The organism is Streptomyces sp. NTD91 (assembly GCF_059510455.1).
The window spans coordinates 80,722-89,175 of the sequence record NZ_JCAJZW010000033.1 but is presented as its reverse complement, the minus strand read 5'-3'; the positions used below and the strand labels follow the sequence as shown (position 1 = coordinate 89,175).

At 74.3% G+C, this 8,454-nt stretch carries 10 protein-coding genes; 4 read left to right on the top strand and 6 right to left on the bottom strand.

Annotated elements, in window-relative coordinates; translation table 11 throughout:
• Positions 1-328: 328 nt before the first annotated feature.
• From AC5WRT_RS28305 to AC5WRT_RS28295, 3 genes are all read right to left on the bottom strand, one after another.
• Positions 329-958, bottom strand: coding sequence for a LysE family transporter (locus AC5WRT_RS28305; RefSeq protein ID WP_496096964.1), 630 nt, complete (start codon positions 956-958; stop codon positions 329-331).
• Positions 959-1,393: 435 nt separating this feature from the next.
• Positions 1,394-2,521: an FUSC family protein gene (locus AC5WRT_RS28300; RefSeq protein WP_496096965.1), complete on the bottom strand. Its 1,128-nt coding sequence runs from the start codon at positions 2,519-2,521 to the stop codon at positions 1,394-1,396.
• 361 nt (positions 2,522-2,882) lie between these two features.
• The gene (locus AC5WRT_RS28295; RefSeq protein WP_496097048.1) at positions 2,883-4,046 is read right to left on the bottom strand and encodes an AI-2E family transporter; all 1,164 of its coding nucleotides are present in this window, start codon (positions 4,044-4,046) and stop codon (positions 2,883-2,885) included.
• Positions 4,047-4,480: 434 nt separating this feature from the next.
• On the opposite strand from AC5WRT_RS28295, the gene AC5WRT_RS28290 reads away from it, so the two are divergent.
• The gene (locus AC5WRT_RS28290) at positions 4,481-4,630 is read left to right on the top strand and encodes a hypothetical protein (RefSeq protein WP_496096966.1); all 150 of its coding nucleotides are present in this window, start codon (positions 4,481-4,483) and stop codon (positions 4,628-4,630) included.
• A gap of 83 nt (positions 4,631-4,713) precedes the next feature.
• Here the strand turns inward: AC5WRT_RS28290 and AC5WRT_RS28285 are convergent, their stop codons facing one another.
• Both AC5WRT_RS28285 and AC5WRT_RS28280 read right to left on the bottom strand, forming a co-directional pair.
• Entirely contained in the window at positions 4,714-5,100 is a 387-nt protein-coding gene (locus AC5WRT_RS28285) for an ANTAR domain-containing protein (RefSeq protein WP_496096967.1), read from the bottom strand.
• A 182-nt stretch (positions 5,101-5,282) separates the two neighbouring features.
• Positions 5,283-5,717 carry a DUF2267 domain-containing protein gene (locus AC5WRT_RS28280; RefSeq protein ID WP_496096968.1) on the bottom strand — a complete coding sequence of 145 codons (435 nt, stop codon included), beginning with the start codon at positions 5,715-5,717 and terminating at the stop codon, positions 5,283-5,285.
• Positions 5,718-5,901: 184 nt separating this feature from the next.
• On the opposite strand from AC5WRT_RS28280, the gene AC5WRT_RS28275 reads away from it, so the two are divergent.
• Positions 5,902-6,636, top strand: a complete 735-nt coding sequence (locus AC5WRT_RS28275) for an MgtC/SapB family protein (protein ID WP_496096969.1) — start codon at positions 5,902-5,904, stop codon at positions 6,634-6,636.
• Between the two features lie 5 nt (positions 6,637-6,641).
• On the opposite strand, the gene AC5WRT_RS28270 is transcribed toward AC5WRT_RS28275, so the two are convergent.
• Positions 6,642-7,133, bottom strand: a complete 492-nt coding sequence (locus AC5WRT_RS28270) for a DUF1360 domain-containing protein (RefSeq protein WP_496096970.1) — start codon at positions 7,131-7,133, stop codon at positions 6,642-6,644.
• A 262-nt stretch (positions 7,134-7,395) separates the two neighbouring features.
• On the opposite strand from AC5WRT_RS28270, the gene AC5WRT_RS28265 reads away from it, so the two are divergent.
• Together AC5WRT_RS28265 and AC5WRT_RS28260 are read left to right on the top strand one after the other, a co-directional pair.
• Positions 7,396-7,926, top strand: a complete 531-nt coding sequence (locus AC5WRT_RS28265) for a hypothetical protein (protein ID WP_496096971.1) — start codon at positions 7,396-7,398, stop codon at positions 7,924-7,926.
• Positions 7,927-8,045: 119 nt separating this feature from the next.
• Positions 8,046-8,414 (top strand): hypothetical protein, encoded by a 369-nt coding sequence (locus tag AC5WRT_RS28260; protein ID WP_496096972.1) that lies wholly within the window; start codon positions 8,046-8,048, stop codon positions 8,412-8,414.
• Positions 8,415-8,454 lie beyond the last annotated feature (40 nt).

Genomic DNA, 8,454 nt, shown 5'->3' with positions numbered 1-8,454 from the left:
GGGGGTTCGACGACAGGACCCAGACCTGGTGACGTGAGTCAGAGATCCTTCGGTGGTTCCTTCCGGGCCGCCGACTTCGACGAAGCCGGCCTGCCCCAGGTGGCGTCGGGCCGCCGGAGAACCGAACGCCCGTCGCAGGCCTGCGACCTGACGGGGTATCCCCGACCCGGCACACCGGGGGGTTTCGTTCGGATCAGCCCGGGTCCGTGGCGTCCGGCACGGCACCTCGCCGCGTTGTCGGACCACCCGGGTACGCGGGTGATCCTCCGCCTTGCGACGCACCGCACCGGACGCCGCGGCCCGTCCGACCTGATCCGGACGAACCCCCTCAGCGCCCGGCGAGCATGCGCAGGGCGAGGGCGGTCATCACGGCGCTGGACACCATGGCCGTGGCGAGCCGGCCGCGGATGCCGGTCAGGAGCCGGCCGAGCAGCGCCCCGCCGCCGGCCAGGAGGAGCTGCCAACTGGCGGACGCGGCGAAGGCGGCCAGCACGAAGACGGCCCGGTCGAGGCGGGCAGGGGTCGTCGAGGTCCGGCTGCCCAGCACCAGTGCGGCGAAGTAGATCACGGTGACGGGGTTCATCATCGTGACACCCCACAGCCCCATGAAGGCCCGGGCCGGACGCGGGGGCGTCCCGTCGCTCCGTACGGCCGCCCGGGGCCTGCGACAGTGGGCGATCGCCGTCACCGCGCCGCGGATCGCCAGCAGCACCAGCACCGAGCCGGCGGCCCAGCGCAGCGGGCTCATGAGGGGCCGGAGGGCGTGTGTCAGTGCCGAGCCCCCGATCACGGCGATCAGTGCGTAGACACCGTCCGCGGTCGCGACCCCCAACGCGGCGCACGCGCCGATCCGCCACGAGGTCCGAGCGGTCAACGCCACCAGATACGTCCCGACGGCCCCCACCGGCACGGCGATGCCGTACCCGGCGACGAGCCCCGCGACCAGTGCGGCGGTCATGCGCAAACGGGTGCCGGCCCCCACCGTCGGTCCGGCTGCTGTCGGCCGGGCACCGATCGGTCGGTGGCGGTCCGAGGCAGGAGGACGGTCGGCGAGGTCATGGGCGTGATCCTGACGGCAGCCTGCCGCCACGGCAACTCCCTTTCCGGCGCGGTCGTGCGGACGCCTCGGGCCCGTCGGCTCGGCATGTGCCCCGCGTCGGCATCCCGCGTCCGCTCGTGGGGGAGGCGAAGGCACGGCCGCGGAGGGCAGCCGGCGCACACCATCGTGCTGCGGATCTCCGGGGGCACCGCCCGTGCGGAGACGACGCTGATCACGATCCACGGCGAGCGCACCTCCTTGCTCCCCGTGTCACCGCCGGGGGAAAGAACCCCGGGGTCCCAGCCGACATCCACGCGGGCGCCGGAAGCGTCACCCTGGTCCGAGCGGCCATCGTCAGGTGCCCGAGACGACCATCTGGTCGGCCAGCCGGTGCGCCTGGGCGAGCAGCGCGCCGTACGTGGCGACCTCGTCGGGGTCGTCCGTCGTGGAACGGACAAGGTCCCGGCGCAGAGCGTCCAGCGTCGTGCGCAGCCGCGCCACGGCCGCGCCCAGCTCCTCGTCGGGCTCGTCACCGAACCGGCTGTGGCTGTAGAGCCGCAGCACGTGGGCGGTGCGGCGCAGGAACTCACCATAACGGTGCGCGAGTTCGGGATGCGGCCGCGGTGCGGCGCGGTCCTCGCTCGCGGCCTCCAGCACGGTGCGCGTCACGCCCGACGTGTGCACAGCCGCATGGTCCAGCACCAGGATGGCGTCGTCGTACCCCTTGCCGGGCGGTGGTACGCCACCGGTCCGACGGCGCAGATTGCCGCGCAGGCTCTCCCGGCTCCACGCGACCGTGGAGCGGGCCTGCTCCACCAGCCCATGCAGCCGCAACGCCCGGTCGTGCCAGGCGGCGGCCTCCTCGGCGTCCCAGCGTTCCTCGGTCAGCCCCTTTGCGACGGCCCGCAGGATGTCGTGGGCCTCCTCGGTGGCCTCCCGCAGCACGGCCCGGCTGTCCCGCAGGTACAACGGCGGCCGCAGCAGCGCGTTGACAGCTATGCCGACCACGGCTCCGAACAGCGCCTCGGTGAGCCGCGCCGCGGAGGTGGCGACGCTGACGGACCCGTTGGTCAGGACGAACAGGGCACCGGTGGCCGCGTAGATGCCCTGGCTGCCCAGGCGCCGCCACTGGCCGAGCAGTATCGCGAGCGGCAGCACGACGGCCATCGCGGCCGTCGTGCCGGGCAGCAGCAGCGCGAGGGCGGTGGCCAGGACCGTGCCGGCCGCGATCGCCGCCAGCTGCTGCAGCCCGTGCGCGACCGACCGGTACACGGTGGACTCCACCAGGACCACTGCCACCCATGGCGCGACGAACGCCACCGGCGCGTGCAGCCACCAGCCGGCCACCGCCCACGCGAGCCACGCGGCCAGCGCCGCCTTCCCCGCCTGGGCGATCAGGTCCCGCTCCCGGCACGGCCCGGCCCAGGCCCGCACCACGGCGTGCGCCGCGGCGGTCACCTCCCGCCGCGACGCCTGCCCCATCACTCGTATGCCCCGCACATCGTCCTGGGTGCCACCCAGGACCCGGCCCACACCGTCCACCCGCGACGTCCGCCGTCGCCGAGGGCCGGGGCCGCCGGCATCGGTTGCCGCCAAGGACCAGGGAGGTGCGCATCACCACTGCCGATGACCGCGGGCCGACAGCCGTCGGCTCGCAGGTCGGGCCCTGTCGCGGCGGGCCGCGACGGCCGAGCGCGGTCCGCGCGGCTCGGGCAGTGCACGGCGACGGGCTGGTGAACGGCCGCAGCGTCTCGCAGGAGGACATCCTCGGACTGGTGACGGCGGCTCTGCGCCGAGCGACGACGCTCGCGGAGCACGGGCGGCGGTCGGCCTTCACGGCCTTCTACGGCGGGACCGCGCGCAACGCGCGCAGCACCGCCCACACCACCGACACCAGCGGCACGGCCACGACCGCGCCGATGACCCCCGCGACGATGCTGCCGGCGATCACCGACACCGCGACGACCAGCGGATGCAGCTGTACCGCCCAGCTCATCACCAGCGGGTGCAGCAGATGCCCCTCCAACTGGCCGATCACCACGATCAGCGCCAGCACGGCCAGCGCCGTCAGCGGCCCCCGCCCGGCGAGCGCGACGACCGTGGCCACGCCGAGCGCCACCGGCGAGCCCACCAGCGGCACGAACGCGGCGAAGAACTCCAGCAGGGTCAGCGGCAGCGCGAGCGGCACCCGCAGGACGAGCAGGGCGATGCCGACGAGCACGGCGTTGCTGGCGGCCACGATGATGATCCCGCGGGTGTACCCGGCGAAGGCCCGCCAGGCCGCCGACCCCGCCCGGTCCCAGGCCGGACGGGCGCCGACCGGCAGCAGCTGGTCGCGCATCCAGTGCCACAGGCGCTCTCCGGAGTGGATGAAGAACACCGAGGCGAACAGGGCGAGCGCGCCCCCGGCGGCCACCTCGACCACCTGGCTCAGCCCGCTGACGGCGCGGTTGAGCAGGGTGGACCGGTGCGCGGCCAGGTACCGCGTCACCTGGTTCTCCAGCGCGGACAGCCGGTCGGCACTCAGGTGGAACGGCGGCCGCCGCAGCCACTGCTCGATGCGGTGCACGCCGCCCCGGAACTCGCCCGTGAGCCGGGTCGACTCACCTGCCACGGCGTTGCCCACCAGGGCGAGCAGAGCCAGCAGGATCAGGATGCTGCCCACCAGGGCCACGGCGACGGACAGCGGCCGCGGCAGGAACCGGTCCAGCAGATCCGCCAGCGGGCGCAGCACCGAGGTGATGATCAGCGCGAGGAACAGGGCCACGGCGACGAGCTGGAAGCTGCCGAGGATGCTGAACACGCCGTAGACGACGGCCCCGACGAGGATGAGCCGCCAGGCGTAGGCCGCGCCGACCCGCAGCCAGGGCACCGTCCGCTCGGCCACCGACACCGGCTCGGTGCGCGGAACGGTCGGGAGCCGTACGGTGTACGCCGGTCGGCTGCCCAGCACGCGCCGCCTGCGGCGCCGTCCGTCCGGCCCGGTCGCCCGCCGCGCATCGCCCACCACCGCTCCCGGCTCCTCTCCGTCACCCCTGATGACGGTCGGTCATACAGAACGCTAAGCGCCCGCGGCAGGACGGGCGCGCGGAACGCACCCGGGCGCGGTTTCCCCCGGACGGCGGCGTTTGCGTTGTCACGGTCCTTCGATCCACGACGACTCCTGCCGTACGGACGGAGCACGGCCTGCGGATGTGACAGGGGTGGGCCGGACGGCCCCGCCGCCTCGCGCCCCGTGCCGCCCGCACCACCGGTCCCTGCCTCCATCGGTGTCCCTCCGCACGGCCACCGCCACGGCCGCCCCACCTGCGCGCCCGCGCCCGGGACCGGCGCCGGTGACCGGCCGGTGCGGACGGCGCTCACAGGACATTCACATCCATGGCGGGTGGCCGGGCGAGGGCGGGGCACTCGGGCCGTGTCGTCGGCAGAGAGAAGTCCGCCGTGATCACTGTCGCCGTGTTGTTGCTCCCCGTCCTCAGCCTCGTGCTGTACGGCCTCGACCAGGTCGAGGACCGCTGGCTGCTGCGGCCCCCGACGGCCCGGCAGGCCGGGCCCCGCAGGCACCGCCGTACGAGGACGGGCCGCCGCTGACCCGTCGGGGGGCCGTCCCCGTCCACCGGACGGCGACCTCCGGTCCGCCGGGAGACGGGCGCTCGTCCAGGAAGCGGCGGCCCTCACCGGTCCGCCGTCGTCTCCTCGTCCGTCGTCGTTCCGTCGGCGCCCTCGGTACACGGCCGGTAACGCACGATCGCCCGTCCCAGTTGGATGCGCTCCTCTTCGGGAAGTGTCCCGCCCTGGGCGTAGTCGAGGATGTGCTCGGCGACGGTCCGCAGCTTGGTGTTGGTGCGCTGGGAGACGTCCCGCAGCGCCCGCCAGGCCTCCTCCGGGGCGATCTGCCCGAGAACGACCACGGCTCCGATGGCCTGGTCGATCAGCGCGTGCGAGGACACGGCCTGCCGCAGCTGCCGGTTCTCGGCGACGAGTCGTTCGTACTCTGCGGCGAGGTCGGTGCTCGAGAGCAGGACCAACGGATGCTGCCGGGAGAGGACGAAGAAGGTCATGGAGCACCTTTGCGGGTGGGGGGCGTCACACTGCAACGCCTGCCCTCGATGGGCGCGTGCACACCAGCCGTCGAGGGGCGCCTGCACCCCCTATTGAACCAGCGGCGCCCGGCGGCCTCACGCCGCACGGGCCTCCCGCACGGTGCGTACATGCGTGCGCCGTCCCTCGCCCGGGCCGGTTCTCAGCCCTCCTGACCGGCGCTCTCGGTGGCCCGGGCCACCGGCAGCAGCTCACGGATGTCCGCGGGGAGGGCCTCGGCCATCCGCTCGTTCAGTTCCGGGGCGAGCGCGGCGTCGAGCACCTCCAGCACGGCGGCGGCCTCGCCCAGTGCCCGGTTCTCGTCGGTGCCCGCCCGGTCGGCGATGCGCCCGGCGAAGACCGGCAGCCCGAACCGTTCGCCCGACGTCCCCGAGTCTGCTCCGGCCGAGGCGTCGGCCGCCTCCCGCATCGCCGCCGCCATGTCGGGCGGCAGTTGGGCGGCCACATGCCGGGCCAGCCCGGAGGGCAGCCGCTCCGCGAGCGTCCGTACGACGGCGTGCGCGGCGCGTTCGGCCGAGCCCCGGTCCGGCAGCTGCGCCAGCGCCTGCACCTTTCCGATCATCTCGTCGTGCCGCATGAGACCGGTCCCTTCTTCACGAAGCCCTGTCGGACCGGCACCGACCAGGGCCGCTCGACACCCGGCCCGAGTACCCGGTCGCCGCGGCAGGTACCCGGCTCGCCGGAGTGGCGGACCCGTCGCGGGGTAGGCGTGGGCGGCGGACGAACGACCCGGACAGCGGCGGAGGCCGAGTGAGGTGCGCATGACGGGATCGGGTCTGGCGGCGCCGTGGTGGGACGCGCAGGGCGGCCAGGGGCTGCGGCAGCTGGCCGAGCTGGCGCTGGCTCTGCTGCTGTCCAGCCTGATCGGCTGGGAGCGGGAGGCGCAGCAGAAGAGCGCGGGACTGCGCACGCACACGCTGGTCGGCATCGCGAGCGCGCTCATGATGGAGGTGTCCCAGCACGGGTTCACCGCGGTGCTCGGCCTGCACAACGTCTCCTTCGACCCGTCCCGGGTGGCGGCCCAGATCGTCTCCGGGATCGGCTTCATCGGCGGCGGCCTGATCTTTGTACGACGGGACGCCGTACGCGGTCTGACGACGGCCGCCACCATTTGGCTGACCTGCGCGGTCGGCATGGCCTGCGGTGGCGGGCTGCCGGTCCTCGCGCTGGCGGTGACGGCGCTGCACTTCCTCGTGGTGCGGGGCTATCCACGGTTCACGTCCCGGCTTGTCCCGGACACGGCCGCCGCCTTCGAGGCCCGGCTGACCTACCGCACCGGCTCGGCGCTGCTGCCGCGCCTGATGCAGGCCCGTACCCGGCGCGGCTTCAGGATCACGCAGGTCAAGGTCGAACGGCTGCCCGGGCGCACCGACGACGCGGCCCGCGTGCTGCTGGAACTGGAGGGCGCCGGCGATCCGACGGGGCTGGCGTCGGAGCTGTTCCAGGACGAGGGCGTGCTCGACGTCGAGGTGAGCGCCGCCGCGGACGACGCGTAGCCGGCTCAGCCCTCCGTCGTTTGCTGTGTCCATGTCCAGGCGTACTGCAGCCAGTCCGCGACCGTCAGCGCGCCGAGGCCGCCGCACCCCAGGCGGGTGAGCCGGGGTGCCGCCGTGTAGGAGCACACCAGGGTGCCCACGGCCCAGGCGGAGATGCAGAACGGGCAGGACAGCAGCTCGCCGACGGTGCGCCGCAGTCCCTCGCCGCGCGGTTCGTCGATGACCTCGTTCGCCTCGCCCTCCCCGGCCCGGCGGGTGAAAGGCGCCCGTAGAAAGCTCGTGACCTTGTCCCTGCTCAGCAGCCTGGACGTCTTGTACGCCGCCGTCCCCAGCAGCACAACGTCCCACGGCGGCACCGTCTCCGGCAGCCGCACACCCCGGCGCCGGGCCAGCAACGCGAACGCTCCCGCGCCGGACGCGAAGACACAGGCGAGCGCGGCGTACCCGGCCAGCGGGACGTCGCTCCGGCCGTCGTACTGCTCGGCGTCCGTCGTCATGCCGCTGACCTCCGGTGAGTGCGTTGCCGTGGCCCGCGACGGGTTCCCCGGGGTGCGGAGGCGACACGTGAGCGGCAGGGGCCGGATCCACGGCGACGGGGGGCGCCGGCGCGGGGCGGACGGAGGCGGGCCGCCGAGCGGTGGTGATCCGGCGTGGGCGATGCCACATATGACCTGGTTCGCACTCCCTCCCGGCGACGCCCGGTGCCGGGCTACCGTTGCCTCGAGCCCCTGTTCCCCTCGCCTCTCGGACGGCCCGGCTGTGCTCACAGATCTGTCCCCCCTCATCGCCGCGACGGCGCGCTGGCTGACGGCCGCCTATCCGCCCAGCGGCGGCGCGCTGGCCGCCGCGTTGTGCGAGGCGCAGGCCCGGCAGGCCGTGACGGTCGCCGCGTGGCTGCGCTACCCGACCGAGATGGACGCGGCCCTGGTGACGATGGCCGGGCCCGGCGGTGCCGCCCGGCTGGACTGGATCACCGGCGCCGAGCCGGCCGGCGAGGACGGCGCGGCCCAGGACCGGGCCTGGCGGACCTGGGTCGACGAGGTCGTGGCGAGCTGGGCGGCCGGCCTGCTGACCGACCCCGAGCTGGCCGGGCTGGCCGTCACCGCGCTCGCCGGGGGCGAACACACCTCGGGCGCGACGGTCGAGTTCCGGCGCCTGCTCGCTCCCGACGACGGCGACCGGCGCGCCGCCGCCCTGCTGCGTCATCCCGACCTCCTCGCCCCGGTGGCCGAGTTGCACCTCGACACACTCCTCGACCGCCTCGGACCGGGCCGCACCCTCGCGGCCTGAGCAGGCGGCCGGACGGCCCGGGTTCCGTACGCCCGCCGGACGGCCCCCGGTGTCGTACGCCCTCCCAGGGGTACTGCGGAGGTGGTCCGGATCCGTCCGCCGTGAGGTGAGGCCCGGTCATGACCTTCAAGAACCCCGTGCACCGCGGCGGCCCGCGCCGCGGCCGGTTCGAGCAGTTCGCGGAGTACGCCTCCAACTTCACCAGCTCGCCGGTGTTCTTCCTGCTCTGCCTGGCCCTCGTCGGCTTCTTCGACGCCGCGCACGTCGCGCATCTGCGGCTCGAACTGCTGCTGGCGGCGGGCGAGTCCATGACCGCGGTGACCCTGCTGCTCCTCGCCCTGCTGAAGAACGCCGAGATGCGGGCCGAGCACGCCGTCCAGCGCAAGCTCGACGCGATCGCCGGGGCCCTGCTGGAGGCCCACGCCGACGACCGGGGCAAGGCCTTCGAGGAACTGCGGAAAGCGATCCGTATGGAGGAAGAGACCTGACCGAACCTGACCGAGGCGGACGAAAGGGCGCGGCGGTGCT

Coding starts and splice junctions, on each gene's coding strand:
- AC5WRT_RS28305 (WP_496096964.1), bottom strand. CDS start 958: ATGACCGCCGCACTGGTCGCGGGGCTCGTCGCCGGGTACGGCATCGCC.
- AC5WRT_RS28300 (WP_496096965.1), bottom strand. CDS start 2,521: ATGGGGCAGGCGTCGCGGCGGGAGGTGACCGCCGCGGCGCACGCCGTG.
- AC5WRT_RS28285 (WP_496096967.1), bottom strand. CDS start 5,100: ATGACCTTCTTCGTCCTCTCCCGGCAGCATCCGTTGGTCCTGCTCTCG.
- AC5WRT_RS28280 (WP_496096968.1), bottom strand. CDS start 5,717: ATGCGGCACGACGAGATGATCGGAAAGGTGCAGGCGCTGGCGCAGCTG.
- AC5WRT_RS28275 (WP_496096969.1), top strand. CDS start 5,902: ATGACGGGATCGGGTCTGGCGGCGCCGTGGTGGGACGCGCAGGGCGGC.
- AC5WRT_RS28270 (WP_496096970.1), bottom strand. CDS start 7,133: ATGACGACGGACGCCGAGCAGTACGACGGCCGGAGCGACGTCCCGCTG.
- AC5WRT_RS28260 (WP_496096972.1), top strand. CDS start 8,046: ATGACCTTCAAGAACCCCGTGCACCGCGGCGGCCCGCGCCGCGGCCGG.